This window comes from Priestia sp. JV24, assembly GCF_025910025.1.
In the GTDB taxonomy this organism is placed as follows: Bacteria; Bacillota; Bacilli; order Bacillales; family Bacillaceae_H; genus Priestia; species Priestia megaterium.
The window spans coordinates 222,397-248,652 of sequence record NZ_JAPCIN010000015.1 but is presented as its reverse complement, the minus strand read 5'-3'; the positions used below and the strand labels follow the sequence as shown (position 1 = coordinate 248,652).

Annotated in this window: 25 protein-coding genes; 4 read left to right on the top strand and 21 right to left on the bottom strand. The window is 37.1% G+C overall.

The features are described from left to right. Window positions 1–6: 6 nt before the first annotated feature. Window positions 7–909 carry a GNAT family N-acetyltransferase gene (locus tag OK414_RS10580; protein WP_216875105.1) on the bottom strand — a complete coding sequence of 301 codons (903 nt, stop codon included), beginning with the start codon at window positions 907–909 and terminating at the stop codon, window positions 7–9. 155 nt (window positions 910–1,064) lie between these two features. After that, window positions 1,065–2,924 (bottom strand): N-acetylmuramoyl-L-alanine amidase, encoded by a 1,860-nt coding sequence (locus OK414_RS10575; RefSeq protein ID WP_263045582.1) that lies wholly within the window; start codon window positions 2,922–2,924, stop codon window positions 1,065–1,067. Window positions 2,925–3,396: 472 nt separating this feature from the next. On the opposite strand from OK414_RS10575, the gene OK414_RS10570 reads away from it, so the two are divergent. Then, a complete protein-coding gene (locus OK414_RS10570; RefSeq protein ID WP_013056777.1) occupies window positions 3,397–3,777 on the top strand; it encodes a plasmid mobilization protein in 381 nt (126 codons plus the stop codon). Window positions 3,778–3,833: 56 nt separating this feature from the next. Here OK414_RS10570 and OK414_RS10565 read toward each other — a convergent pair whose 3' ends face one another. The 12 genes from OK414_RS10565 to OK414_RS10510 all read right to left on the bottom strand — a co-directional run bounded on the left by OK414_RS10565 (window position 3,834) and on the right by OK414_RS10510 (window position 12,622). Further along, on the bottom strand, window positions 3,834–4,028 hold the full coding sequence (locus OK414_RS10565) for a hypothetical protein (protein ID WP_034652637.1): 195 nt from the start codon (window positions 4,026–4,028) through the stop codon (window positions 3,834–3,836). Window positions 4,029–4,112: 84 nt separating this feature from the next. Further along, window positions 4,113–5,111 (bottom strand): N-acetylmuramoyl-L-alanine amidase family protein, encoded by a 999-nt coding sequence (locus OK414_RS10560; RefSeq protein ID WP_095379571.1) that lies wholly within the window; start codon window positions 5,109–5,111, stop codon window positions 4,113–4,115. 96 nt (window positions 5,112–5,207) lie between these two features. Next, window positions 5,208–5,744: a hypothetical protein gene (locus OK414_RS10555; protein WP_034652641.1), complete on the bottom strand. Its 537-nt coding sequence runs from the start codon at window positions 5,742–5,744 to the stop codon at window positions 5,208–5,210. Window positions 5,745–5,879: 135 nt separating this feature from the next. Next, window positions 5,880–7,202, bottom strand: coding sequence for an LLM class flavin-dependent oxidoreductase (locus OK414_RS10550; RefSeq protein WP_047933432.1), 1,323 nt, complete (start codon window positions 7,200–7,202; stop codon window positions 5,880–5,882). A 1-nt stretch (window position 7,203) separates the two neighbouring features. Beyond that, entirely contained in the window at window positions 7,204–7,926 is a 723-nt protein-coding gene (locus OK414_RS10545) for a riboflavin kinase (RefSeq protein WP_034652645.1), read from the bottom strand. 165 nt (window positions 7,927–8,091) lie between these two features. Beyond that, window positions 8,092–8,865, bottom strand: a complete 774-nt coding sequence (locus OK414_RS10540; RefSeq protein WP_016763883.1) for an amino acid ABC transporter ATP-binding protein — start codon at window positions 8,863–8,865, stop codon at window positions 8,092–8,094. Beyond that, entirely contained in the window at window positions 8,862–9,572 is a 711-nt protein-coding gene (locus tag OK414_RS10535; protein ID WP_013056770.1) for an amino acid ABC transporter permease, read from the bottom strand. The genes OK414_RS10540 and OK414_RS10535 overlap by 4 nt, the downstream gene beginning before the upstream one ends. Before the next feature lie 27 nt (window positions 9,573–9,599). Continuing rightward, on the bottom strand, window positions 9,600–10,298 hold the full coding sequence (locus tag OK414_RS10530) for an amino acid ABC transporter permease (protein WP_016763882.1): 699 nt from the start codon (window positions 10,296–10,298) through the stop codon (window positions 9,600–9,602). A gap of 74 nt (window positions 10,299–10,372) precedes the next feature. Next, entirely contained in the window at window positions 10,373–11,194 is an 822-nt protein-coding gene (locus tag OK414_RS10525) for an amino acid ABC transporter substrate-binding protein (RefSeq protein ID WP_263045581.1), read from the bottom strand. Between the two features lie 69 nt (window positions 11,195–11,263). Beyond that, window positions 11,264–11,530: a glutaredoxin family protein gene (locus OK414_RS10520; protein ID WP_034652649.1), complete on the bottom strand. Its 267-nt coding sequence runs from the start codon at window positions 11,528–11,530 to the stop codon at window positions 11,264–11,266. Between the two features lie 26 nt (window positions 11,531–11,556). Beyond that, window positions 11,557–12,081: a GNAT family N-acetyltransferase gene (locus OK414_RS10515; protein ID WP_013056766.1), complete on the bottom strand. Its 525-nt coding sequence runs from the start codon at window positions 12,079–12,081 to the stop codon at window positions 11,557–11,559. 10 nt (window positions 12,082–12,091) lie between these two features. Beyond that, window positions 12,092–12,622 (bottom strand): hypothetical protein, encoded by a 531-nt coding sequence (locus OK414_RS10510; protein WP_263045580.1) that lies wholly within the window; start codon window positions 12,620–12,622, stop codon window positions 12,092–12,094. 327 nt (window positions 12,623–12,949) lie between these two features. On the opposite strand from OK414_RS10510, the gene OK414_RS10505 reads away from it, so the two are divergent. Together OK414_RS10505 and OK414_RS10500 are read left to right on the top strand one after the other, a co-directional pair. Next, window positions 12,950–13,975, top strand: coding sequence for an LLM class flavin-dependent oxidoreductase (locus OK414_RS10505; RefSeq protein WP_034652654.1), 1,026 nt, complete (start codon window positions 12,950–12,952; stop codon window positions 13,973–13,975). Window positions 13,976–14,180: 205 nt separating this feature from the next. Continuing rightward, the gene (locus OK414_RS10500) at window positions 14,181–15,002 is read left to right on the top strand and encodes a Cof-type HAD-IIB family hydrolase (protein WP_016763877.1); all 822 of its coding nucleotides are present in this window, start codon (window positions 14,181–14,183) and stop codon (window positions 15,000–15,002) included. A gap of 48 nt (window positions 15,003–15,050) precedes the next feature. Here OK414_RS10500 and OK414_RS10495 read toward each other — a convergent pair whose 3' ends face one another. Together OK414_RS10495 and OK414_RS10490 are read right to left on the bottom strand one after the other, a co-directional pair. Beyond that, window positions 15,051–16,394: a 2-hydroxycarboxylate transporter family protein gene (locus tag OK414_RS10495; protein WP_034652656.1), complete on the bottom strand. Its 1,344-nt coding sequence runs from the start codon at window positions 16,392–16,394 to the stop codon at window positions 15,051–15,053. Between the two features lie 143 nt (window positions 16,395–16,537). Then, a complete protein-coding gene (locus tag OK414_RS10490) occupies window positions 16,538–18,247 on the bottom strand; it encodes an NAD-dependent malic enzyme (protein WP_263045579.1) in 1,710 nt (569 codons plus the stop codon). A gap of 497 nt (window positions 18,248–18,744) precedes the next feature. Between OK414_RS10490 and OK414_RS10485 the strand changes: the two genes are divergently transcribed. Beyond that, window positions 18,745–19,149 (top strand): hypothetical protein, encoded by a 405-nt coding sequence (locus OK414_RS10485; protein WP_013056760.1) that lies wholly within the window; start codon window positions 18,745–18,747, stop codon window positions 19,147–19,149. A 27-nt stretch (window positions 19,150–19,176) separates the two neighbouring features. On the opposite strand, the gene OK414_RS10480 is transcribed toward OK414_RS10485, so the two are convergent. The 5 genes from OK414_RS10480 to OK414_RS10460 all read right to left on the bottom strand — a co-directional run bounded on the left by OK414_RS10480 (window position 19,177) and on the right by OK414_RS10460 (window position 26,239). After that, on the bottom strand, window positions 19,177–20,667 hold the full coding sequence (locus tag OK414_RS10480) for a peptide MFS transporter (RefSeq protein WP_016763874.1): 1,491 nt from the start codon (window positions 20,665–20,667) through the stop codon (window positions 19,177–19,179). Between the two features lie 495 nt (window positions 20,668–21,162). Continuing rightward, window positions 21,163–22,527 carry an allantoinase gene (locus OK414_RS10475; protein ID WP_216875087.1) on the bottom strand — a complete coding sequence of 455 codons (1,365 nt, stop codon included), beginning with the start codon at window positions 22,525–22,527 and terminating at the stop codon, window positions 21,163–21,165. Window positions 22,528–22,907: 380 nt separating this feature from the next. Continuing rightward, on the bottom strand, window positions 22,908–24,335 hold the full coding sequence (locus OK414_RS10470; RefSeq protein WP_025752077.1) for a sensor histidine kinase: 1,428 nt from the start codon (window positions 24,333–24,335) through the stop codon (window positions 22,908–22,910). After that, a complete protein-coding gene (locus OK414_RS10465) occupies window positions 24,325–24,999 on the bottom strand; it encodes a response regulator transcription factor (protein WP_013056756.1) in 675 nt (224 codons plus the stop codon). Before OK414_RS10465 ends, OK414_RS10470 begins: the two co-directional genes overlap by 11 nt. Window positions 25,000–25,363: 364 nt before the next feature. Beyond that, window positions 25,364–26,239 (bottom strand): peptidylprolyl isomerase, encoded by an 876-nt coding sequence (locus tag OK414_RS10460; RefSeq protein WP_128820786.1) that lies wholly within the window; start codon window positions 26,237–26,239, stop codon window positions 25,364–25,366. Between the last annotated feature and the right edge of the window lie 17 nt (window positions 26,240–26,256).

Here is a 26,256-nt window from a genome sequence, read left to right as displayed (position 1 = left end):
CGCTTTTTAAAGTTGTTTTTTCATAAACACCTGCTCAAGTTTGATTCCTTCATCTGTATATAAATCTTGAAAACCAAATGATTTTAACTTTTTCACGAGTAAGCTATTTCTTTTTTCAGGTACATTATATGTATTATAAGCAATTGGTCCATACATATTAAAAATGGTTGCTAATAAAAAGTCCAGAACGTCCTCTGAATTTGAGATATGTTCCTTAACGCTTCCTTGATAAAAAGTAACGGAATTCACGATGCCTATGGAAGAAAAATTCTTTTGAAATAATAGATAGCCAACTTCTTCGTTTTTTTCATCCAACGCAATAAACGCTTCTCCATCATGAATACAATCAAATTGATTTTTCCACGGAACGTCGTATGTATAAAAGGGTAGGTTTCGAATATCTTTTGCAAGCCTTCGCTTGAACGAATACGTAAGCTGATTCTTCTTTTTAAGTAGAGAAGCGTGAAAACTACCTCTATGCTTTAGAAATAAAAGCGTATCTACAATTTCATATCCATATTTCTGATAAAGGTGAATGGCTTTTTCATTCACTTTAAATGCTTCCAGACTGGCTTCCACTACTCCTTGCTGCTGATATCTCTCAAGTGTAGCTTTTAGTAAGGCTTCTCCAATTCCTATTTTTCGGTAAGGTAGGGCTACACTTGTGCCTCCATTCCAAGCATGTTTTTTTCCCTTGACCTTTTTTATTCCATTTAACATAATTCCGGCTGGTGTATTATTATAAAAAGCCATAAAAGAATGGTCGACAGATAGCTGATCGAAACCAAATCTACAAGTGAATTGATCTAGCGACAGCTCAATCGGAATGTAATAATCTTCAAAACCCTTATTGAATGCTTCTAGCGCATCAGAAAAAGAACACTGGCTTAAAGGCTTAATTATAATCACAGGACATTCCTTCCTTTTTTAAAAAGATAATAAGCTAGAAAATCATTATAAGAAAACATCATCAATAACCTTCTGAATTTTTGTGGTTTTTAAAAGAAAAGAAAGAGACATACCGTTTGAACACCCTGTCTCTTCCTTTCTTTTAACACTCTATTCTATTGTCTTTTAACCTCTACATCTGACGCTTTCACAAACGCATAGCGGTGATTAAAATAAATTTGATAATATTCGTCTTTTCCAACAATCATTTTGTGATCGTTTGGGTTTGTTGTAAAAGTTGGGGCATAGTAATAGTCACTCCTTACTTTCTCTACCCCCACGTACACCTGGTCTGGAGAAATTTTATACTGAAGTGGCACCATAGCTTTAACTGGTATATCAGAAGGATAGGCTGAAGCCTCCGGGAAAGCTCCTCCGTACACTTGAATGCTTTCTTTCCCTGGTTTTGGCGTTAATAATATGCCTGTACCTTTACTTGTATTTTTATTATGAGGATTATAAAACCACGCTTTTTGTCCTCCGTACCAAATCGCTGTCCATTCTCCTTTTGTCTCAGCTACTGCATACGTTTGTCCAGTTACTGCTTTGCTTCCCCAGTCTAACGTTTGTTTCGTTCCAGGCCCTGAAGCTGCAGGCTCATTCAGCAGCGGTGAATCATTGCTGGGAGCTTGATGCAAATACACAAAGTTGGCCGGCTGCTTTGGTGCATCTGATACTTCTGGCTGATTGTTTTGAAAGACTGGATTAATCGTAACGGCTAGTTTGTTTGTATGCTGGCGCTCGACTGGGCTTCCTACTAAATCCATGTAGTGCCCCCAATCCCAAAACGGCCCGGGATCTGAATGCATACCTGATTGAGCCTTAGGAGACAAACCCGGCACCTCATCATGACCAATAATATGAGCTCGGTCTAAGGGAATATTATATTCTTTGGCAAGGTGGCGTACGAGTCTTGCCGAAGAACGGTACATTTCTTCCGTAAACCAAGTAGATCCTTCAAGGGCGAATCCTTCATGTTCAATTCCAATACTGTGTATATTAAAATACCAGTTTCCTGCATGCCATGCTACGTCTTTGTTATGGATCATCTGTGCGATATGGCCATCACTTGAACGGATTACATAGTTTGCAGCGGCTCTATTAGGGTTAGCAAACAAATCAATCGTTCCATCATAACTTACTTCTGTATCATGAATAACAATATAGCGAACATCTGATTTTTGGCGGTTTGCAATATCATAGTTTCCGTAATCTGAAGGACTTTCGCTGAATTTCCCGTAAAAAGCAGGGATGTATTCACATTTTAAAGATGCCGGACAATCCGCTTTATTCGTATTGGAATTTTCAGCACGAGGAATCGACTTATCTATATTTTGAGGGGGAATTTTAAGATGCTGTCCGTCTGACGTTGTATGCTCTGCTCCTTTTTCCAACGTTTCATATACATCATCGGCAAATACTTGAGCGTTTTTTTTATCCTGAGAAGCACCGTAAGCGGCGACTGCATCGTACCATTTTTGATCAGTGGACGGTATGTTTCCATTTTTGTCTTTTGCGATAAAAGCCAGCACAGCAGCGCCACCGCGAATATTTTGCACAGGATCTTTTTTTAATCTTTCTTTATCTGAGTTAAGCAGCTTAGCAGCTAAGGAGAGAGTTTGCTGTTTATCATATGCTGGTTTTGAAGGCACAGCTCCGTTTCCTTTTCCATCTTCTAAAGAAGGGATGTCTGTTAAATGCATAAGACCGTATCCCCCGGCTGCACTAGGTTTTCCATTATGACTTTCCCAGCGCGACTTGTTGTAGGAAATTGCTTTTAAAAGCGAAGCCGGCACACCAAATTCTTTAGATGCTTGTGCAAATGCTCGCTCTAAAGAATCTGACTGATTCTCTGCCGCCAAAGCGACTACAGGCTTTTGCAGCGTATGAAGGGGCATATAAGCTGTACATATGACACCAGCCGTAAGCATGGCTACCCCTATCTTATTTAGTTTTAATCTTTTTTTTAGTTTCAAACGTATTCCTCCCCCGTAAAGTATGTAAATGAGGTCAATAAAGACATAATATGACTTTACCTCGTTCTCAACCATTTCGTCTTCTTTCTTTCTATTCCCTTGAGACAATAGTCTAGAAGATTCGACAGAGTTACTAGGAGGAAAGATGTGGTATGAGAAAAAAATCATAAAAATCATCCCTCTTCTTTAAAGCTGCGCTCTCAAAAATGGTTGAGTACAGCAGTGGTCCATTCATCCCTTTTGCTGCCTTTTTAATAAAGCAGCAATATTGTAGATAATGACATTCCTTCTATAATTCAACTATTACTAAACCAAATTTCTTAATTTACCAGTTTTTTAACAGACTGTACGTTCGACATTTTAGTAACTTTTCACCATAGTTAACCATGGAAAAGGTTGCTATTATTAAAGACAAGAGAATGTTTACATATGATTGAACGCAGCAAGAACTGCTCTTGAAAGGAGATACCTTATGAGAGGACACAGCATTCCAGCAATTAAGTTGAATGAAGAAGAAAAAGAAAAATTAGAGGAACTTATTGAACACTATAATTTAAAACGAACGTCTCTCATTCGAAAATTTATTATGGATGGAAAAGTTAAGCCTCCTTTAATCGGCAAAGAAGCAGGTGTGGAACTATTGGTTAACCTGCGAAAGATTGAGTCTGAACTAAGCCGGCTAAGCAATAATATGCATCAAATTGCAAAGTACTTACATAAACCAAAAGATAAGCAAAACCATTCACAGAATCTTGAAGAAATCCTACTAGAAATGATGAAAAAACAAAAACATGTACAAGAAGATGTAGAGACTATTTCAGAGCAGCTTAGCGATCATTTATACGTTAAATAGAGAAAAAACGCTCTTTTCATTTCAGAAAAGAGCGTTTTTTATAAAGAAGTAGGGATTTAAATGCTTTTTTTCATGCCGCACTTTGCGCATGTACGGATAAAAATAAAGTCTTTTACTAAGCTTTTAAATTTCACATGTCCACAGTTATCGCATCTGCCTGCAACTTTATCCGGAAACTCCTCATATACATATACTTTTGTTAAATCAATCGCTTCTTGTTGCTCTTCCATTTTCATCACACCTTTATGCATCTTTACGATTCAGCTCTTTATATTCTATCAAAAATAAGTAAAATTACTAGGGTGAAAGCTTCAAAAAACAAGCAGGTTTTTTCACTATTTTTTTATCCGTTCAGCTTTGTACCACCAATTTTCTCTATCTAAAAATGCTTTTACATTCAGTATTTTTTTATCGCGAAGGGTAATGATGGCTGCCGCGGCTCCTTCTTTGGAAAAGGTTACGGCTGTTTCTAATTTCTCTTTTGTCACAAACACTTTTAATGTTTCCATATTCTCTTTTGTTAATTCCGCAGTTGTAATGGTTTCTCCTTCAATGATTGTATCTTTTTTTTCAATAAAATGTTGTCCATCCATCACCCAGGCTGCACGCGTTTCACCATAAACTTGAAAGAAGGTATTCTTTTTTAAATAACCTGTTCTCTCTGACATATTTGCATCCTTATACGTCTCCGTATCCTCGGTTGTTTTTATCCATAAAGGTTTATATAAAAAAGCCGGCTTTGGAAAACCTTCCTCGTCAGAATCTCCCACAGGATTTGTAGATTTAGGCTCCAAGTTTAAAAACTGCGCAATCCCTTTTGCATATGCCACCCCCATATCTTTTAGAAATTGAGGATTTTTTAAAAGCTTTGCATCGTGTTCTGTATCAATAAACCCAATTTCAGTTAGTACAGACGGCATATATGAACGCCTTAACACACTATGATTAGCTAATTTCCTGCCTCGGTTAGAGTGATTGTATTTAGTGAGAACAAATTTCACATGATCGTGAATATCGTTTCGTAACACAATGGTTTGGTTATTTATATTTTTGCTATAAATAAAATCTTCATATCCCGTTTCGCCGCCTAAATTTATATGAATAGATAAGTATACATCAGCACCCCACGCATTGGCTTTGTTAACCCGTTCATTTAATGACAAAAACACATCGGTTGTACGGGTTGTACAAAGAGAAAATCCTTCATAGTGAGTAGAAAGAAAAGAGATGATGTACTGTTGAACAGCTAACACTAAGTCTTTTTCATATAACCCGCTGGCGACAGCCCCTAGATCTGCCCCTCCGTGACCTGCATCTAAATAAATTTTTTTCATATAACCTGTCTCCTCCTTATCCGTAGCATATGCATGAATAAGCGAAGACGTTTGTTATATAAAACTACTTTTATGTATAAAGCTTTTTGCTATGGCTCATTTAGAAGTCTTTACAACTGATTTACCATAGCTGGTAACATCAAAATATGTATTTGATCCATCGTCTTCATTGATCACAACATCTAAGTCATGAAAATAACGATGAAGCTCTTTTAACAGTGCTTGATCTTCCGTCTGCTCTAGCTGTCCAGCGAGCTTCTCCATATGCTGAAAGTCTTTCTTTAAAACAGAATCTTTTACTTCAATCGTGCCAATCGTATTGTTAATGGCTGTGGCTTCTTCTTGTACGGCAGGCCAGTCTGGATGCTCAATGGCACTCCACCCCGTCAAATCATTTAGTACGTCATGATGTTCAGCAATAAAGTCTTTTGCCTGCTGATCGCTGCTTTCCAGCTTATCAACTTTTTGTTGATCCACTTTAATGGCACTTGCCTTTATACTTTGCTGTGATAAAAAAGGAATTTTTCCGTTTTGGTACAATATCCACCCTATCGCTCCTCCCCCGACTAAAAAAACGGATAAAGATATCGAAATGATCATACGCTTCTTCTTACTTTTATGTCTTTTTTCCATTTGACTCCTTTCCGGGTATTCAAAACCCTTTAGGCCTTATGAACTGAAACGAATAACCTACAAAAAGAATTTTACCATATTTTTAATATTAAGAATATTAAAAAAGAGACTCCTTCGAGTCTCTTTGAATCCGCTTCAGTTAACTTTTACCTGTGTGTAGCGATTTTTAGGAACATTCAACTGCAAGTTACTTCTTAACGTACTCCCTTCGTATTCTGTACGATACAGGCCTCTTTCTTGCAGTATCGGTACAACATGTTCAACAAAGTCATCTAAACCATGCGGAACGCTGGAGTGAATAATAAAGCCGTCAGCTCCTTTTTCTTCGAACCACTGTTCCATCAAATTAGCGATATGCTCTGGAGTCCCAATAAATTGTGTTTTAGGTGTAGCAATTCGCAGCGCTGCTTCTCGCAGTGTCCACTTATATTTTTTGGCGTTTTCTTTAATTTTTTCGGTTGTACTGCGGAAACTATTACTTCCTATATCTCCTAAGTCAGGAAATGCATCATCTAATGGAAACTGTGAAAAATCAAAATGATCGAAAAAGCGTCCTAAGTAGTTTAGCGCATGTTCAATTGTCACCAATTGAGAAAGTTCTTCATATTTTCTTTCGGCTTCTTCGTTTGTACTACCAATTATAGGACCAATTCCCGGAAAAATTAAAAGTTCGTTTTCATTGCGTCCTTGCGCTGCAGCTCTCAATTTTACATCTTGGTAAAAAGCTTTTGCTTCTTCTAAATTGTCTTGTCCCGTAAACACTGCGTCAGCCGTTTTTGCTGCTAAATCTTTTCCGCTTTCAGAAGATCCTGCTTGAAACACTACGGGCTGCCCCTGAGCTGAGCGCCCAATGTTCAACGGACCTTCTACAGAGAAAAATTCGCCTTTATGATGCAATCGGTGCAGCTTTTTCTCCTCAAAAAATTGTCCGGTTTCTTTATTTCGAATAAATGCATCATCTTCCCAAGAATCCCATAATCCCTTTGTTACTTCTAGAAACTCTTCAGCTATTCTATAGCGTTTGTCATGAGTCGGGTGCTCTTTTCCATAGTTAAGCGCAGATCCTTCTAATGGAGATGTTACAACATTCCATCCCGCTCGGCCGCTGCTAATATGATCAAGTGAAGCGAATTGTCTAGCCACCGTAAACGGCTCGCTATACGAAGTCGATAGAGTGCCGACTAAACCAATATGAGAAGTGACAGAAGCAAGTGCTGATAGAATAGTAAGAGGTTCAAAACGATTCAAAAAATGCGGAAGCGATTTTTCATTGATATATAACCCATCGGCAATGAACACTAAATCAAATTTTCCTTCTTCCGCTTTTTGAGCCTGCTGCTTGTAAAAACCTAAATTAACGCTGGCATCTGACAAAATTTCAGGGTGTCTCCACGCCCCCATATTTCCTCCGACTCCATGAATAATAGCCCCTAGCTTTAATTGTCTTTGATGTGTCATATTACCATTCTCCTTTTTCATACCCATTCATAAATTCTCGTAATTGATTGGTTAAACCACCTGCTCCAAAGCGAAGGACTCTTTCTTTTTCTGTCTTTCTTCCATTTCCTTCTTGTGCAAATTGTAAAAAAGCGATCACGTGAACTCTTCTAGGATGAATATTTTCAATTCCTTCGTCATAAAACCATTGATCAATTGTATTGTAAATCCCTTTATTGACTCTGAATTGACTGTGGCACCAATTAAAAAACTGGAGATCAGGCAGATTTAAATATCTCGCTTGCCCTAGCTTGGAAGCTGTAGCTTCACTAGATACATAGCCCATATGTTGAAATCTTTGCTTTGCTTGTAGCGTATCAGCTTTAATTTGATGCTTTAAAAACTCAATAGAAGGGAATTTTTTCTCTCCTCGCACCCGAAAGATCACGTCGCATTGAACTGTCTCTCCATAAATAACGTCGTTAAAATCCAGAATATGAACCTCAAATGTTTTAGATAATTTCGATCCAAATGTCGGCTTAACCCCTACATTCATAACTCCTAAATGTTCAAGTCCCCGCAGATGAACGAGGACACCATACACGCCATTTTTTAATTCCTCATGCTGAGTATCTATATTAGCTGTTGGAAACCCTAAGTGTCTTCCTTGCTGCCTTCCAGGTACAACCTGCCCTTTTATAATAAGTTTTTTGCTTGTTTTAGCTTTTAATGCTCCTCTATTCACTACGTTCACCCTTCTTCCCTTAAGTCTAGTAAAAAATAAAAGGTTCTTTGCACAATGTCACACATTGTGCAAAGAACCTCTAGTGATCTAGTCGGTTTGTTTAATTTGATGATTCTATCATATACTTATTATTCCTATGAGTCAAGTTGGTTTTTAATTAAAATATTAGATTGTTTTTTCATAAATATAAGAGTAAGGAGAATGCGTTGGGTTAATACGCTTGAAAAATTGCTTTGTTCGATCTTCTTTTGGGTTTAAAAATATGTCTTCAGGATGACCTTGTTCAACAATCTTTCCTCCGTCCATAAATACCACGTGATTAGAAACTTCACGGGCAAAACTCATTTCGTGCGTAACAATGATCATTGTAATTCCTTCTTCAGCAATTTTACGAATAACAGACAGTACTTCACCCACCAGTTCAGGGTCCAAAGCAGACGTCGGCTCATCAAATAAAATGACTTCAGGATTTAAAGCAAGCGCTCTAGCAATGCCCACTCGCTGCTGTTGACCTCCTGATAACTGACTTGGATAAGCATTTGCTTTTTCAGCAAGCCCAACTTTTTCAAGGACGTCTAAACTGCGTTGTTTCGCTTCTTCCTTTGGCAGCTTTTGAACAATAACTAGCCCCTCCATAATATTTTCAATAACGGTTTTGTGTTTGAACAAATTGTATTGCTGAAAAACCATCGTTGTTTTTTGTCGAAGAGTTAAAATGTCTTTGCGGTTTGGCTTTTGGCACTGAACCGTAAATTGATTAATCGAAACTTCTCCTTCATCTGCTTTTTCTAAGAAATTAATGCAGCGTAAAAACGTAGTCTTTCCAGAACCACTCGGTCCTAAAATGGTCACAACGTCGCCTTTTTTAACAATTAAATCAATACCGTCCAATACTGTATTATCACCAAATGTTTTTTTTATATTTGTTAGTGCAATCATACAACCCCTCCTCGATTATAAACAGTTAATTTTCGTTCAAGCAGCGCTGTTATCCCTTCTATTAACATCGTCAGCATCCAATAAATAAGAGCAGCAGCAATATAGGCTTCTAAAAACTTGAGATTATTCGAAGCTACGATATTAGCAGCACCGTTTAGCTCTTTTTGCGATACGATGAATGCGATAGAAGACGTATGCAAAAAGCCGATGAAAATATTACATAAATTCGGTAAAGACAAAGCAAACGCCTGTGGAAAAACAATTCGTTTCATTGATTGAAAACGATTCATCCCAATGGCATACGCAGCCTCAATTTGTCCTTTTTCTACAGCTAACAAACCGGAGCGAATAATCTCTGACATATAAGCTCCCGCTGTAAAAGACAAAGCGATTAATACAAATACGACAATAGGAATGCTGTTTGCATTGAAGCCCCATCCATAGTAACTCGATAGTTTATTAATAAATAGCGGGAACCCTAGGTAAATAACCATAATATGAAGAATAGCAGGCGTTCCTCGGAAAAATGATACGTATACGTTGGCAATTGGCGTTATTATTTTCACTGAATTGATTCTCACAGCCGCAACAGCAATACCAATAAGCAACCCGCCTAGTAACGGACCGATGGTAATAAGTAGCGTTAAAGGTAATGCCTTTAAAATTTCTACAAACGCTGTCCATATAAACGGTACATCAATAATCATGTTTACACCTCTTTTAGTAAGCTCGTTTTATACATGAACAGGCTGATCATGTTTTTGCAGCTTCTGTTCTGATTTCACAAAAAATTTCTCTAATATAATCGCCACCAAATAATAAATAATGGCAAGTGCGATATATACCTCCACTGCATGAGCCGTTGCAGCGATAATGGTATCTCCTCTTCCCATCATATCCATCACACCAATGGTAAAGGCTAAAGACGTATCTTTTAAGGACCCAATCACAAGATTTCCAAAGTTAGGAAAGGCTACAACGAGAGCTTGCGGCAGCACAATTCGAGTGAACGTTTGTTTTCCGCTCATTCCTATACTATAAGCTGCTTCAGTTTGCCCTTTATCTACACTATTAATGGCACCGCGCATCATTTCAGAAAAAGACGCCGCTGTGCTCAGTGAATACGTGATAATAACAAATACAAGCGGGGCCATTCTTGAAACGTCAATATGAATCAATTGTAAAAGAGCAGGTATCCCGTAAAAAACTAAAAATAATTGAATTAAAATAGGGGTTCCCCTCATAAAAGAAATATAAACTGCTGCTATTTGACTTAACACCGGTACTTTATAAATACGAGGCAGGGCAATAAACAATCCCAAGGTACTGCCAATCACAAGTGAAGCAATCAAAATCCAAATTGTAATATGCAAATAAGATAATAATTGAGGAATAGAGGTGAAAATCAGCTCTATATCAAATGCTTTTCCCATCTTTTTCTCTCCTTTGTTTCCCTCTACAGGTAGCGAAAGGACCCAAGTTCAAGGCTTGGGTCACAGTAAGTGCTTTAGTTATTTCCAGCTGCTTTTGTATAGTCTTCTCCCAGCCATTTTTTACTTAATTTTGTCAATATTCCGTCTTCTTTTATTTCTTTTAGCACTTTATCCACATCTTTTTGTAAACCTGTTTCATTTTTGCGAAGCATAAAATATACTTTTGAATTTGAAATAGCAGGCCCTACAACTTTTTGCTCTGCGTCCGCTTGTTTATTGACAAAGTCAACTGCAAACGGCGTACTAATCGTGGCATCCGCACGCCCTGTTTTCAGCTGCGTTTTTGTATCATCAGATCCTTGGCCTGAATAGACGATATTAATTTTATTTCCATGTTCTTTGTTATACTTATCGATTAAGTTAGCAGAATTACTCGTTGCTCCTACAATTACCTTTTTACCGCTCAAATCTTTAATTGATTTAATAGACGTATTTTTTTCGTTTACAACTACATGTAGCGGAAAGATATTATAAGGTTCTTTATTAAACAGGAACTTTTGTTTTCTCTCTTCATTCACTTCCATCTGATGGGCTACTAAATCAATTTTGTTCGATTCTAAGCTCAAAAGTAAATTAGAAAAATCCATTGTCTTAAATTCGAACTTATAGTTTGGAAGACGTTTGTCTATTTCTTTAACAAGTTCTACGTCATACCCTGTTAGATTTCCTTTATCGTCCAGAAAGCAAATGTTCGGAAATTGCGTACCTGTTCCTACAATAATTTTTTGTACTTTGTCTTTACTTGCGTTAGCCGCTGTTTCTTTATTTTGTGTTCCGCAAGCGGCTAGTAATAAAAGAAGTGATAAAAAGATAGCTGTCAGCTGTAGTTTTTTCATGTGTTTTGTCCCTCACTATGTCTCAAAATAATTTATTGTTTTAATGAATTAATAAAATAGATGTTCCAGCTATTTAACGATTGATGAATAGTCTTCAATCAATTTTTCTATTTGTTCATAATCTTTTTCAATTACTCCTTTAAACTGCCCCTCGTCTCCAATTTCAACCACCGGTACATGGCGAATACCGTATCTAATTTCAAGTAAATCCCGCAAATAATCTTTTCCTTCTACATCGATACTTTCATATTGATATCCTTTCTCATGAAAATATGCTTTTAGTTCCTCGCAATGATGACAACCTTTTCGATTCCATAATAAAATCTTTGCTGACATGGTTTTTCCTCTTTTCTTTTAAATTATTAATTAGCTTTTTGCAACTCCTTGTGCTTTTCTAACTCGTATCTTTCAGGATGTAAGATTTTTCTTAAGAATACACCTTTTCCTTCTTCTCCTTGATCGACTTCAAAAAAACGTTCATACCCTTTCCTTTCATACATAGGAATCAACCACGGATGTCGATCAGAAGTAGCCAATGTAACGGCAGGTTCCCCCAATTGATCCCGAATAATTGTTTCTTCAACCCATGTTAAGAGTTTAGAACCTACTCCTTTCTTTTTAACCAAAGGATCTACCGCAAACCACCATAAGAAAGGCCAGTTCGTTATTTCTTTATACGTTCTTGCTGTAATCGTAGCTACGATTTTTTTATCACTTTCCAGCACGTAGCAACGGCTGTTTTGAATGTTTTCTTTTACAAGTTCAATCGTTGCCGTTGCGGCTGGAAACTTAATTCCTAGCTCTCGAATCGGCTCGTATGCCCGAAGTGTTAAATTCAACAGTTCTTCAGCATCTTCTACGGTTGCTAATCGAAATAATTCACTCATTTTCTCCACCTCATTTTATAAATGATTGAAGAGATAGACCTGCTTTATAAATCAGCTCATCCACCGCTTCCTTTAAACGACTTTTAGCATTCATATTGTTGATGCCTGCAAAAGACACGTATTCATGCAGCAGAAAAAGACTGCTGAGCCAATAAGGTCTACCTAAAAAAGACGCTAAAAGTTTTAAATCATATTTAGCTTTTAGTAAAGAATTCACATTTTCCCCAACAAGAATTGGCAGAAGTATTTTTTCATGCAATAAATCTTCTGGCAATATTTTTGTTAGCCGTTCAAAAGACTGTACGTATGTTTCATTTACTCCAGATAACAGAACGACAATACTTTTAGCTTGGTTCACTTTTGAAATGAATACCTTTACTTCTTTCTGAGCTTCCTGCTTCAAAGCGTGTACATCATGATACAAAATAGTTTCTGCGTGCACTCCTTTTGAGGTTAAGCAAGCTTCTAGCTCATCTTTTACTAAGGCTATTTGTTGATAATTATGAGAGCTTCCGTTATATAAAATACATACATCGCTCACTTTCTCCCCCTCCTTTTTATAGCAAAAAGGCTCCTGGAGTTTACTCAGGAGCCTTTGGTAGACCAATCAGCTTTAACTGTTTGTTTGATAAAACTGGAGAATGAAGTGAAGTGTCTTTGAAACATACTCACTTAATTCTTATTTATCCAAGTTGTTTTATCGGCTTTTCTATTTGATGATTCAACTATATAGCCTCAAAATGGCAAAGTCAACTTATTTTTCAAAAAATATTTTTCTTTTAAAAAACTCTTTTCATTCGGAAAATCCTTTGCTAAAATAAATCCCAATTATTCTTACCTTTTTTATCAACTTTAAGGAGTGTTTTCAGTGAAATTAAGTATTTTAGATCAAAGCCCACGTTATGAGGGTGAGCGTGCTGAAGATGCATTTCAGCATACTATACAATTAGCTCAGCTAGCAGAAGAACTCGGTTACCATCGCTTTTGGGTAGCCGAGCATCACGACTCTGAACATGTTGTAGGATCATCACCTGAAGTGTTAATTTCTCACCTGCTCGCTAAAACGCATCATATCCGTATCGGCTCAGGTGGTGTTATGCTTCAGCACTACAGCCCTTATAAAGTAGCAGAAAATTTTAATGTTTTAGCCTCATTATCTCCAAATCGCATCGATCTTGGAATCGGTAGAGCACCAGGAGGACTACCTCATTCTACTCAAGCCTTGCAACAAAACTCTCAGCCCACTAAGTCCTTAACAGACAAACTGATAGAACTTAAACAATACCTAAACGATACGCTGCCGGAAGATCACCCTCTTTACGGTTTAAAAGCCTATCCAAGGCCCAAAAAATCGGCAGATATATTTTTACTGGGAGCAAGTGCTTCAAGCGCAGAGCTTGCGGGTTCATTAAACCTTCCTTATGTATTTGCTCAATTTATTAATGGCGATCAAAAAGTGCTGAAAGAAGCGATTTCTGTCTATAATCAGCACGTTTCATCTCGCGCACGCTCGCTTGTCGTTGCCCTTTCCGTCATCGTAGCGGATACCGTAGAAGAAGCAAAAGCATTAGCATCCAGCACAAAAATATTTAAAGTATACTTACAAAATGGGAAGTCCGCTACATTAGGCTCCAAAGAAAAAGCTGAAGAATTTGGTCAGCAATCCAAAGAAAGCTATCGAATTGAAGAAAAAGAAGCAAACGTTATATACGGTACAAAAGAAACCATTCGTCAAAAGCTTCAAGCTTTGAAACAGGAATTTTCTATTGATGAATTTATCATACTTACCGCTATTCAAAATTTCGAACAAAAAAAGCAATCTTATACGCTCTTAAAAGAAGCATTCAATGAAGGAGATGCGCAGAAAATTAATCAAACTCTAGCTGCTTACTAATCCAGAAGCTGAGATAAAAAACGAACTAACAATCAAAATTATCGATTATTAGTTCGTTTTTTCATTGTTTTATCTACTTCCGAGGAGTTCAAACAAAGTATACGCATACCTCTCATTTTTTCAAAAAATCATTAAATTGAATCAAACGTTTTTTTATAGTACCATATGAAGATATGAGTCTAGTAGAAGAAGGGAATTTAAAAATATGGCTTACAAAATGATTGTTTTAGATTTGGATGATACACTATTATGCGATGATCACACTATTTCTCCGCGCACAAAAGAAGCATTAATGAAGGCGCAAGAATCGGGAGTGAAAGTTGTACTTGCTTCTGGACGACCAACTTACGGAATGGTTCACATTGCGAAAGAGCTCGAATTAGAAAAGTACGGAAGCTTTATTTTATCGTTTAATGGGGCAAAAATCATTAATTGCCTAACAAATGAAGAGCTATTTAGCAGTACATTGTCTCCGAGAACTGTTGCACGTCTCGACGATATTAGCCGCGAAGAAGGCGTTTTAATTCATACGTACGTGGGAGATGAAATTATAACCGAAGTAGAAAATAAATTTACGGATATTGAAAGTGACATTACAGGTCTGCCGATCCGTGTTGTTACATCTTTTACTGATGCCGTTACAGAACCTGTTGTAAAAGTACTTATGCTTGCAGAACCGGAAATGCTGGTTCACGTTGAAAAGAAACTTCAAAAGCAGCTTCAAGGAGAGCTAAGTGTAATGCGCTCTAAACCATACTTCCTTGAATTTACAGAAGAAGGCGTCACAAAAGGGACAAGTCTCCACTTATTAATTCAACAGCTTGGCATTACACGCGATGAAGTGATTGCCATTGGCGACAGTTATAATGATCTTGCCATGATTGAATTTGCAGGACTTGGCGTAGCAATGGGAAATGCTCCTGAAGATATTAAAGAAAAAGCCAACCATGTAACAGATACAAACATGAACGACGGTGTGGCAAAAGTTGTGGAAGAATTTATCTTAAGACCTGTTAGCGTTTCATAAGACAAAAAAAGCAGCTCGTACGAACCGAGCTGCTTTTTTGTTTTGATTTTATACTCCTAAAAGTTTCATAAGAAGCGTAGCTAAAATAACAGTGGAAGCGCCTCCGAGTCTTGTTGCTACTTGAGCAAATGGCATAAGTGACATACGGTTGGAAGCTGATAAAATCGCTACGTCTCCCGTACCTCCTAAACCACTGTGACAACCTGTTACAATTGCAGCATCCACTGGATGCATTTTCATCATTTTACCTACAAAATAACCCGTTGCTACCATAGCAATAACAACTGCTGCACATACGACCACATAACCTGGTGTAACAATTTTCACTACATCTTCAAGAGGAATATACAAAATCCCTAGCCCCACCATTAACGGCCATGTTAAGCTCGTAGAAATGAATTTGTACATATGGTAAGCACCTTGCTCCATCTTAGCAGGCATTACTTGTAAACATTTGACTAGCGTTGCCGCTACGATCATTAAAACTGGACCTGGAATTCCTAAAAACTTATGTGCTAAGCCTCCGAAAATAAAGAAACTACATGCAATTAAAAGACCTGCGCCCATTAACGAAAAATCTACTGGTTTCTTGATATTTGTATCTTCTGAGATGCCATCTCCGCCTTTTGTCTTCACAAGAACTCCATTACCTGTTAATTCTGGCTTTTTCTCTCCTAGACGTTTCATTAAGCCAGCACATACGATAGCAACGATGTTTCCGATAACAGCAGCTGGAATCATTTGCGACACAAAAGATTCTGCTGAACTACCTAAAATTTGAGAATAAGCAAGTGAAAGCGGTAAAATACCTTCACCAATCCCTCCTCCAATAATTGGTACAACAATATAGAAAAATGTATGTTTTGCTCCGTAGCCAAATAACATCCCAACAGCTACGCCTGCAGATACAGCGGCTAACGTACCTAATACAAGCGGTACGAACATACGTGTAAAGCCTTGAATTAAAACTTTACGGTTCATACCAAGAATACTTCCGGCTACTAAACAAGAAATATAAAGATATAAAAAGTTTGATGTTTTCATCAAAGTTGTTACCGCTTCCATAGATGCGGGATTTAAAACATTATAAAAAACTAATACGGAAGGTACAAGCAGTGATAAAATAGCTGGTCCGCCAATATCTTTTAAAATCGGAATTTTTAATCCTAAATCACCAAGCAGCATTCCCATTACCATAATAATCGCAAATCCGCCAATCATATCTGGAGGAAGCTCGTTGTAAACGGCCGCGCCATATACAATTAATGCAAGTAAAACGTATAGCGGCAGAGGAATAACTCCTACTTTAATATTGTTGATTCGGTTCCAAAAACCCTTATTTTCAGGCTGTGAATCTTGAGTAAACGTTTCCAATTTACGTGCTGTATTCATCTCATAACCCCCTGTGGTTCTAATATAGAGAATCATACACAAATTCCAAAAAACTATATACGTTATGTAACTTAAGAATTCTTTTTGTAACTAAAAAAAGCACAGCTTCTTTTTTCAGAAGCTGTGCTTTTTCTATCTAAAAATTAAGCATTTACTGTTTCTAAAGCTTTAATTTCTTTGTATGTTGGTTCCCACATTGCTGCTTTTACTGCCGCTTTAACATCTGTTGGAACTTCTTTTGCAACGCCATCTTTAATTGCTGCGTTAGCAACCGCTAAAGCAACGTTATAGGATACTTCACGTAATTCTTCTACGCGTGGTAGTAATGAAGCACCCGGCTTGCTGCTGTCTACCATTTGAGCTACAGCGTGTGCACATGCTGCAAACATGCTGTCTGTAATAACTTCTGCTTTTACCACGATTGATCCAAGACCAAGACCAGGGAAAACAAAAGCATTATTAGATTGACCAATTTCATATTCCACACCATCATAGTTAACTGGTTCAAACGGACTTCCAGTCGCTACAAGCGCTTTTCCTTCTGTCCAATTTAATAGGTTTTCAGGAGTAGCTTCCGCAAGCGGAGTTGGATTTGACATTGGTAAAATAGCTGGGCGTTCTATATGCTTCGCCATTTCTTTTACGATTTCTTCTGAGAATGCGCCTGCTACACCAGACGTACCAATTAAGATTGTTGGTTTAACTTGTCTGACAACTTCTAAAAGAGAAATTTTGTCTTCTTCACGGTTCCAGCCCTTCACTTCTTCTGCTTTTCGTGCATAAGGCGTTTGGAAACCTAATAAGTCGTCCATGTCATCTGTTAAAAGGCCTCGGAAATCAACTGCCCAGAAGTTTTTGTATGCTTCTTCTTCTGTAATACCGTCTAATACCATTGCGTCACGAACTTGATCTGCAATACCGATACCTGCTGTACCCGGTCCAAAGATTAAAACGCGGTGGTCACGAAGTGGCATTTTAGACACTTGAACTGCTGAGAAAATAGCGGCAAGCGTTACAGCACCTGTTCCTTGGATATCATCGTTAAACGTTAGAATTTCTTTTCCGTACTTGTTAATAATGTTACGAGCATTTACATTACCGAAATCTTCCCAGTGTAACAGTGCATTAGGGAATATTTCAAGAGATTTTGAAATGAATTGATCTACGAAATGATCATAGCGCTCACCGCGGATACGTTCATGACGGTTTCCGATATATAAAGGATCATTTAATAATTTTTCGTTGTTTGTTCCTACATCAAGAACAACTGGAAGTACTCTGCTTGGATCGATTCCTGCTGCAGCTGTGTATACGGCTAATTTACCGATAGCAATATTAATACCGCCAACGCCCCAGTCACCAATTCCTAAAATACTTTCTGAATCTGTAATAACCATTAAATCAATGTCTTCACTATTTGCATCGATATTTTTAAGAGCTTCTTCAATGCCTTCTACATTATCGATTGACAAGTATACGCCACCCGGACGGCGATATTCGTGGCTGTATTCTTGGATTGCTTGTCCAACTGTTGGTGTATAAACAACTGGAAGCATTTCTTTTAAGTGATCTTGCAATAAACGATAGAATAATACAGCATTACGGTTCTGTAAATCGTTTAAATACACATTCTTACCAAGATTATCTGCCTGAGCTAAAAATTGCTCATATGCACGTTTTGCCTGCTCATCTAAAGTTAAAGTCATTGGAGGAAGTAAACCTTCTAATCCTAACGTTTTACGCTCTTCTTTTGTAAAAGCTACTCCTTTGTTTAACATTGGAGCTCCTAAAATTTCTTTCCCACGTAAAGTCGTTTCAATTGTTTCATTATCTGCAAAAAATACGTTGCGCATACGACTATCTTCCTTTCTGTAGACTTGTATGACAAGCATACAAGTTGGTTAGATTTAAGTAATTAATACCTTATATGAATATTACTCATATTCTTCAAATGTCCGTTAACTTTTTATGAATAGCTTGCTAATTCATTTGACAATAGTATATTTTATGCCTATCTATTTCTGCTGTCAACTATTTTAGTAGAGCAATTTTTTACCTAAAAAGAGGTAGAAATTTCTGAATTTAATATCTTTTATAAATTTTCTTTTTATATAGGTACTAAGAACCCTCTTTATTCTATTCATCTCTTTTTAAAAGTCAAAATAATCCTTTAATATGGAAAAAATGTTTAATTATAAAAAATTTATTTTGAAATAATTTTAGTTTACCTATAAAGAATATTTTTTATTTTTTTGTCTATGCTGATTAGTGAATTACTATGAATATTTTTTCCTTTCTATCTATACATATTAACTACATAGTTCTTTTTTATAATAATGGAGGTTACTGTATGTTAAAACCAGATACGGCTATTATTTTTGGATTTCTTATCGAAGAAGCGGCCAGTCGATTAGACGATCAAGAGATTAAAGAAATTGCGGCTAAAGAGCTAGAAAATGGAGAATTGGTGTTTGAAGAAGCGAGTTATTTTTATAAACGCTTTTTTATCCCTGCTTCGTCTGAATTAAGACAAGCTCTTCGCCGAGAGGTCTTATCGCTTCATTTAACATTAAATCAAATCAAAAATGCTCATGGCAACGGATCTATGTCTAAAATTGCTCATATGCATCAAATTATTGCAGAAACTGAAAAATCAACAAACGAACTTAACAGACTTTTAAATCTTGCGTTCTATGAGGGTGAGGACGATCAGACCTACGCCTCCTTCATGAATATTTTTTCAAATAAATCATAAAAAAACCGTCCTTAAGGACGGTTTTTCTTATTGAACACCTTTCATTAAACGCTGAATTTTTGGCGAAATCATTAGCACAATTACACCTAAAATGACCGACACTCCGCCCAATGCAGCAAAATAAACAACTTGCGAAATGTTTTCATAGTATTGAACAAGCTGAGCATTGATTGCCTGCGCCGCTGCGCTTGTTAGGAACCATAAACTCATCGTCTGAGCAGAAAACGCTGCAGGTGCTAGTTTTGTTGTAGTTGATAGCCCTACTGGTGATAAACAAAGCTCTCCAACTACAACTAAGAAGAAGCTTAGCACTAGCCATAGGGGGCTCGCTAACGTTTCATTTCCATGAATGCTAGCTGGGATAACCATGACAAGGAAAGAAAGCCCTGCAAATAAAAGTCCTAACGAAAACTTCTTTGGTGTAGAAGGCTGTCTGTTTCCTAATTTTACCCAAACCGCTGCAAAAACTGGCGCAAATATAATAATGAATAGCGGATTTAACGATTGGAACCAGCCAACTGGAATTTTAAAACCACCATACGTTAGCTGCGTATGATCTTTTGCATATGTTGCTAAAATTGTTGATCCCTGCTCTTGAATCGCCCAGAACATTACTCCAGAGATAAAAAGAGGAATGTACGCTAATACGCGTGAACGCTCATCAGCTGTTGTCTTGGGGCTCTTATACATAACAACAAAGTAAATAATAGGAATAACAATCGCTAAAATACTTACAAATAAAATAACGCCTTCAACAGTTAAAATGCCCGCTAAAGAAGTCAGTACAATAAAGATTGCCAGTACAACTACAGCAAGTGCAATGGTACCAAAAACTTTTTTGCGTTCTTCTGGTTTTAAAGGGTTTGGAACTTGTCTGCCTGCACGACCTAGGTTTTTGCCTCGTGTAGCCATAAATACGATTAGACCTAAAAGCATTCCTACTGCCGCGATTCCAAAACCTAAGTGGTAGTTATACTTTTCACCTACTGTTGAAACAACTAGCGGCGCGATAAATGCTCCAGCATTTACACCCATATAGAAGATACTAAATCCAGCATCTCGACGGTTATCAGTAGGGCTATACATATCGCCCACAACGCTTGAAACGTTTGGTTTTAATAAACCTGTTCCGATGATAATTAAGAACATTGAAATAAACAGCGCGGTTACACCTGCTGGCAACGCAAGGACTAAATGTCCCAACATAATAAATATACCACCGTAAAACACCGTATTAGACGTACCTAAAATGCGGTCTGCAATCCAACCACCAATAATTCCAGACATATAAACAAGGGAACCATAAATAGAAAAGATCGCTAAAGCGGTTCCTTGTTCCATTCCTAATCCACCGTTTGCAATTGTATCGTACATGTACAATACAAGTAGCGCACGCATTCCATAGTATGAAAAACGCTCCCAGAATTCTGTAAAGAACAAGGTAAATAACCCTTTAGGATGTCCGAAGAATCCTTTTTGAGGAACTGTTTCATACACTTTTTCTCTCTCTACCGACATATTCCTTAACCTCTCTTTCAACCGTAAACCACCATAGACAAAACTGTCAAAAAATTATGATGATATAAAAAAATAGAAACAAGAAAATTTTATTCTTATAAAATGATTCTGTCAATATCAGAATTTTACAATGAGTGCATAAAATACGGTTTTTCATTATAAAATTGTACCTATAAAAAGCTTTAAATCAAGATTTCTTTTCTTGAAATATCTTTTTGAAATTTTTTTTATACAAAACCCTTGATTACAAAGCATCTGATTATCTACTTTTCATACAACCAGATAATATTTTTCTTTTTGGAAATTTTTCTCTATATTAAAAAAGAAACTTTATTATTTTTTCATTATGCTTCCCTCAATCGAAAATATACTTTTTCAGAATAATAAAAACCTCTTTAAAAATATCTGTTTTGTTATAGTAGATACTTATTTTCCCCCTATGTATTACCTTTAATATAAGTCATCCTCATTTTTTTATCTCTTTTTTCACCGTACCTACAATTTTACGTATTCACCGTTTACCATTTGTCCTTTGTGAAGAGGAAACACACCTTCTTCTTTATTGTATACAATCGTTCCTCTATTAATGGTAGTTAAAATAACGCTATTAAATACCGTTCCTTCATATATACTGTGCTTATGTTTGAAAACCATTCCTTCTTTTGTCACTTTTTCAGTTTGATCCAGATCAACGATAACCAAATCCGCATCGGATCCCAGCAGGATGCTTCCTTTTTTAGGGTATAAACCGAATCGTTTAGCTGGATTCGTTGATACAAGCTTTGAAATGTGAGAAAGAGAAATCCCTCTAGTGATGGCTCCCTCACTAATCATTGCTTGCAAAGAGTACTGACCGCCTGATATTCCACCCCAAACTTTAAATAAATCATTCTGATGAGCTGTTTTCAACTCAATTGGACAAGGAGAATGATCCGAAGAAATCATATCTATTTCCTCTGATTGAATACAAGCCCATAATTTTTCTTTTTGACTCCTGCTGCGAAGAGGAGGTGCACACTTAGCCGTTACCCCAATTTCTTCAAAGTCTTCCTCTGTAAAAAGTAAATAATGCGGACAAGTTTCCAGCGTAACGTTCCTTCCATTCTTCTTTGCTTCCGTAATAAGCTGCACTGCTTCATAGCTGCTAATGTGTACGAAATGAAGCGGACATCCCGTTTCTTCACCGTACTCAAGCGCTTGCTTTACTGCGTTTACTTCTGCTACAACCGGTCGCGTTTCTAAATAATCTTTAATAGCAGTTTGCTTTTGCTTCTGTTTAGCCTGTTCAAGCTTTTGTATTAAGTCATTTCTTTCAGCATGCAGGGCAAGCACTTTATTTAGTTTTGCAATCTTTTTCATTCCTTCGTATAATGTGAGGTCATCTGAGAAATCAAATTCAGAACCGGCTTCTGACATAAATGCTTTAAAACCTATTACACCCGAATGAGCCATTTTGGCTAATTCTTCTTTATTACCAGGAACCAACCCTCCCCATAGACCATAATCTACTACTGACTTTTGATCAGCCAGCTTTTTCTTTTCCCACAGCGCTGCTTCTGTTACGGTAGGAGGAACGCCGTTTAAAGGCATATCAAAATATGTAGTGCAGCCTCCTGCGGCCATAGATGCTGAACCGTAATCAAACCCTTCCCAATGGTCTCGGCTCGGTTCATCAAAATGCACGTGAATATCAATCATTCCAGGCAGAACATATTTGCCTTTAGCATTTACGTATTTTTTTGCTGGTATGCTAACACCTTGCGCTATTTCTACAATCTTTCCTTTTTTAATCCCTATATCCGCCTTTACTATGTCGTCTTCTAATACGACCGAACCATCCCGAATAATTAAATCGTACATGTTATCAAACTCCCCTTTATTTAACTACTCCATCTTCTTATTAAACGAAGCAGTCTGCTATTGTTCTATCATGCACTGTTTCCTTCAAAAAGTCTTTCTCCTTGTAAAGAAACCTGACATATAGACTAGATACTACGCTAGTAAATATAACTGAATTATCTGATTTTTACATTCGCCATTTTGTCTAAACTTTTCTTTTTCATTTGGTCACTTTCACTAACTAAAAAGAGATTGAGACATAACCAAATCAACAGCTAGAAGCAACTATATACATGAAATCTACGTTCACCCTAAACATAAAAAAACCAAACAAGTTTGATTCCTCATCAGGAATCAAACTCGTTCGGATCTTCCTTCAGCTAATTTTGTCACAGCCTCTTTTAACTCTTTTTCACTTTTTGTGACATTGGCAACCTTACTGTAAATGTACTTCCTTTTTCTTGTTCACTTTCTACGTCAATTTTCCCTTTATGTGTTTCTACGATCCATTTAGCGATTGCTAAGCCTAGCCCATGACCTCCCATTTGACGAGATCGCGATTTGTCAGCACGATAAAAGCGGTCAAAGATTCGATCCTTTTCATCTGGATGGATCCCAACGCCCGTATCACGTACTTTTAATATACATTCACTTCCATGCTGAACTACTTGAATGTTGACATTTCCATGAGGAGTCGTATATTTAATCGCATTATCTAACAAAATGTAAATCAGCTGAGTTAGACGCTCTTGATCTCCAGTTACCACTAATTTTTCCGGTGTATCCAGCTGCAAATCAATATGTTTAGAAATCGCTAGGGTTTCAACGGATTCCATTACCTTTTGCACCGCATCTGTAATATCAAAGGGCATCATTGCTTTTTCTACTTTATTAGAGTCTGAGCGTGCAAGCGTAAGCAAATCACTGACGAGACTCGTCATCCGCTTTACTTCAGCTTTCATATTATTGATTAATTTTTTAGAAAAAGGATCTTCTGTTACTTCCTCCTGCATTTCTAAAGCGTTGATAGAAGAAAGCATAACGCTAAGCGGCGTTCTTAACTCATGGGATGCATCCGCCACAAACTCTTTTTGCTTTTGAAAAGCTGTTTCAATTGGAACCATAGCCCGTTTTGACATTAAGCGGCTGATATAAATGGCTACTCCTACAAACAGTACGGTAAGGCTTAACATAATAATAAGGAGCCACTTTAACAGCTGATAAAGAAATGAAACGTCTTTTCCAATATAAAGCATCCCTAAAAATTGACCTTTATAAAAAATAGGTTCACCCGCCATCATCAAATCAATATCTATTTTGCCTTCCCCGTTTTGCCCTTTTACTCCTTCAATATGTTCGAAACTAGGGCGTGGGGCTTTTATTCGTTCTTTCCGCACTTCATTCTCAATAGGGATCCAGCCATCAATTAAATTTAATAAGTTAGAGCGAAGCCGCTCGCTCGCTTCGTTTCCCATAATAAGGTCCCCTTCAGGACTGATTACATAATAAAAAAACTGATCTTCACCGGCTACGACAATGTTTTTGTACTCTTCTTTTGACTGTTGATTCGAGCTGTTTATCGCTTGTTTAATTAAGATGCTTTGGACAATTCGGGACTCTTGCTTTAGCATGCTATTTAAGTTTTGCTGCTGACTGTTGGATACAACCACATATACCAATGCATAAACAATAAACACGAATAATAGCAAAAACAGCATTAGTAATGCGCTATATCGGAATGTTAAACGATTTTGCGTCTGGCTGAATAAATCTTGCTTTACTTTTTGTTTTACTTTCTGTTTAGCTCTTGTAAGGAGTTTAGCTTTCAATTTTGTAGCCTACTCCGCGAATGCTTTGAATAAGATCCTGTTTGTTAAATTTCTCTAGTTTTTTTCGCAAAAGTTTAACCGTCGCATCAATCGTTTTAATGGAAACATCTGATTCATATCCCCATACCCGGTCTAAAATAATATCTCGAGAAAGAACCTGTCCTTTGTTTTTCACTAAAAAATCTAGGAGTTGAAATTCACGAGGACTTAATTGAATAAACTCCTCGTCAAACTGTACGGTTTGACTTGCTCTTTTTAATATCATGCTGGCAATCTCTACTTCTTCTTCTAAAATCGGTGCATAATTACGACGAGACAAAGCACGAAGCCTTGCAAGCAGCTCGTCAATTTCAAATGGCTTAATAACGTAATCATCCGCTCCTGCATCTAAGCCTTGTATACGATCTTGAACCGCATCTTTTGCTGTTAACATAAGAATAGCTCCGGCGTATCCTTCTTTTCTTAGACGTTTACATACATCAATTCCGTCGCCATTGGGCATCATCCAGTCAAGAATTAACACATCATAATGCGCTTCAGATGCATAATCATATGCATCATTCCCTTCCGTCACCCATTCGACGTTATAGCCTCCTTTTTTCTTTAGCATATAACTAACTAATTCACCTAGCTGCAAATCATCTTCTGCTAGCAGTACATTCATTCCGCGTAACTCCTTCCTTCGATACATTTCGCTGCATCCTTTTGTTTACTTTATTATACAAAAAGAATCAGCAGAAACAAGCTGCCTCTACTGATCTCTTTTCACTTTAAATTCCCTTAGCTATACTCAGCACGGGCGCAAACCGCTGTCCAGCAGTTCGCGCCTTTTGTACTCTTTATGAATGCCTAACGATTTGATTTGAATATGAAGGATTTGATCCATTAACAGTTTCTGTGACCTTTACAACACGCCGACATATCTCAGCTCGTACACCTCTGTGCTTCAATTGTTCGACGATTTTTTCTAACTTACTATAAGACGCTGTTTGTTTCATATCCATCCCCTCATTTCGTTAAGGTATTATTTATGAATCAAGTTTGTTTGTAATATCATATTTTTTCTTTAGCTTTTGTAACCATGTTGGATACTCTGTTTGGTATTTTTGATCAAGCAGCGTTTGCTTGATTTTTGCTTTACTATTTTCATATGTTGCTTTTTGCGCTTCTTTTTTGCCTGTTACTTTAATAATGTGATAACCGTATTCTGTTTTAACTGGATCACTTACTTCATTTACCTTCATTGAAAATGCTTTGTTGGCAAAAGCTTCGACCATATCACCTTTTTTGAAATATCCAAGGTCTCCGCCATTTGATTTAGAAGCTGTATCTGTTGAGTATTCTTTTGCTAACTTCGCAAAATCTTCTCCTTTATCAAGCTTTGCCTTTACTTCTTTCGCTGTTTTTTCATCTGCTACTAAGATATGACTAGCTTTCACCTGTGCTTCTGTAGCTAGTGAATCTTTATTTTGATCAAAATACGATTTCATTTCACTATCTTTAATATTAATAGTCGACTCGACCATTTTTTTTGCCTCAATATTCGTCTTTAAATCTTTTTTCAGCTCTGACAATTTTACACCGCTAGATGCTAATGCTTGATTTAATGCATCTTCTCCCCCGTACTGACTTTTAAGGTTTTCTAATTCAGCATTAATTTCTTTATCGGTTACTTTAATATTTTGTTTAGCTGCTTCTTTTGAAATAACTTTTTGTTCAATCAGTGAATCAAGGACACTTGATCCTCCTTGAGCAAGAAGAGCATCGTACAGCTGATCTTTTGTGATTTTTTCATCACCAACGGTAGCAACCACCTTTGATTTATTCATTGCTACGGCACCAATAGCTACTGCAGCAATAATCACAACGGCTGCAATAATCATAATTATTTTGTTTTTAGACATCGTTAAACTCCTTTTCC

Bases quoted from the DNA above. Each gene is read 5' to 3' on its own strand.
- OK414_RS10570 (WP_013056777.1), top strand. From the start codon at position 3,397: ATGAGAGGACACAGCATTCCAGCAATTAAGTTGAATGAAGAAGAAAAA.
- OK414_RS10565 (WP_034652637.1), bottom strand. From the start codon at position 4,028: ATGCATAAAGGTGTGATGAAAATGGAAGAGCAACAAGAAGCGATTGAT.
- OK414_RS10560 (WP_095379571.1), bottom strand. From the start codon at position 5,111: ATGAAAAAAATTTATTTAGATGCAGGTCACGGAGGGGCAGATCTAGGG.
- OK414_RS10555 (WP_034652641.1), bottom strand. From the start codon at position 5,744: ATGGAAAAAAGACATAAAAGTAAGAAGAAGCGTATGATCATTTCGATA.
- OK414_RS10550 (WP_047933432.1), bottom strand. From the start codon at position 7,202: ATGACACATCAAAGACAATTAAAGCTAGGGGCTATTATTCATGGAGTC.
- OK414_RS10540 (WP_016763883.1), bottom strand. From the start codon at position 8,865: ATGATTGCACTAACAAATATAAAAAAAACATTTGGTGATAATACAGTA.
- OK414_RS10535 (WP_013056770.1), bottom strand. From the start codon at position 9,572: ATGATTATTGATGTACCGTTTATATGGACAGCGTTTGTAGAAATTTTA.
- OK414_RS10530 (WP_016763882.1), bottom strand. From the start codon at position 10,298: ATGGGAAAAGCATTTGATATAGAGCTGATTTTCACCTCTATTCCTCAA.
- OK414_RS10525 (WP_263045581.1), bottom strand. From the start codon at position 11,194: ATGAAAAAACTACAGCTGACAGCTATCTTTTTATCACTTCTTTTATTA.
- OK414_RS10520 (WP_034652649.1), bottom strand. From the start codon at position 11,530: ATGTCAGCAAAGATTTTATTATGGAATCGAAAAGGTTGTCATCATTGC.
- OK414_RS10515 (WP_013056766.1), bottom strand. From the start codon at position 12,081: ATGAGTGAATTATTTCGATTAGCAACCGTAGAAGATGCTGAAGAACTG.
- OK414_RS10500 (WP_016763877.1), top strand. From the start codon at position 14,181: ATGGCTTACAAAATGATTGTTTTAGATTTGGATGATACACTATTATGC.
- OK414_RS10495 (WP_034652656.1), bottom strand. From the start codon at position 16,394: ATGAATACAGCACGTAAATTGGAAACGTTTACTCAAGATTCACAGCCT.
- OK414_RS10490 (WP_263045579.1), bottom strand. From the start codon at position 18,247: ATGCGCAACGTATTTTTTGCAGATAATGAAACAATTGAAACGACTTTA.
- OK414_RS10485 (WP_013056760.1), top strand. From the start codon at position 18,745: ATGTTAAAACCAGATACGGCTATTATTTTTGGATTTCTTATCGAAGAA.
- OK414_RS10480 (WP_016763874.1), bottom strand. From the start codon at position 20,667: ATGTCGGTAGAGAGAGAAAAAGTGTATGAAACAGTTCCTCAAAAAGGA.
- OK414_RS10475 (WP_216875087.1), bottom strand. From the start codon at position 22,527: ATGTACGATTTAATTATTCGGGATGGTTCGGTCGTATTAGAAGACGAC.
- OK414_RS10465 (WP_013056756.1), bottom strand. From the start codon at position 24,999: ATGAATGTACTGCTAGCAGAAGATGATTTGCAGCTAGGTGAATTAGTT.
- OK414_RS10460 (WP_128820786.1), bottom strand. From the start codon at position 26,239: ATGTCTAAAAACAAAATAATTATGATTATTGCAGCCGTTGTGATTATT.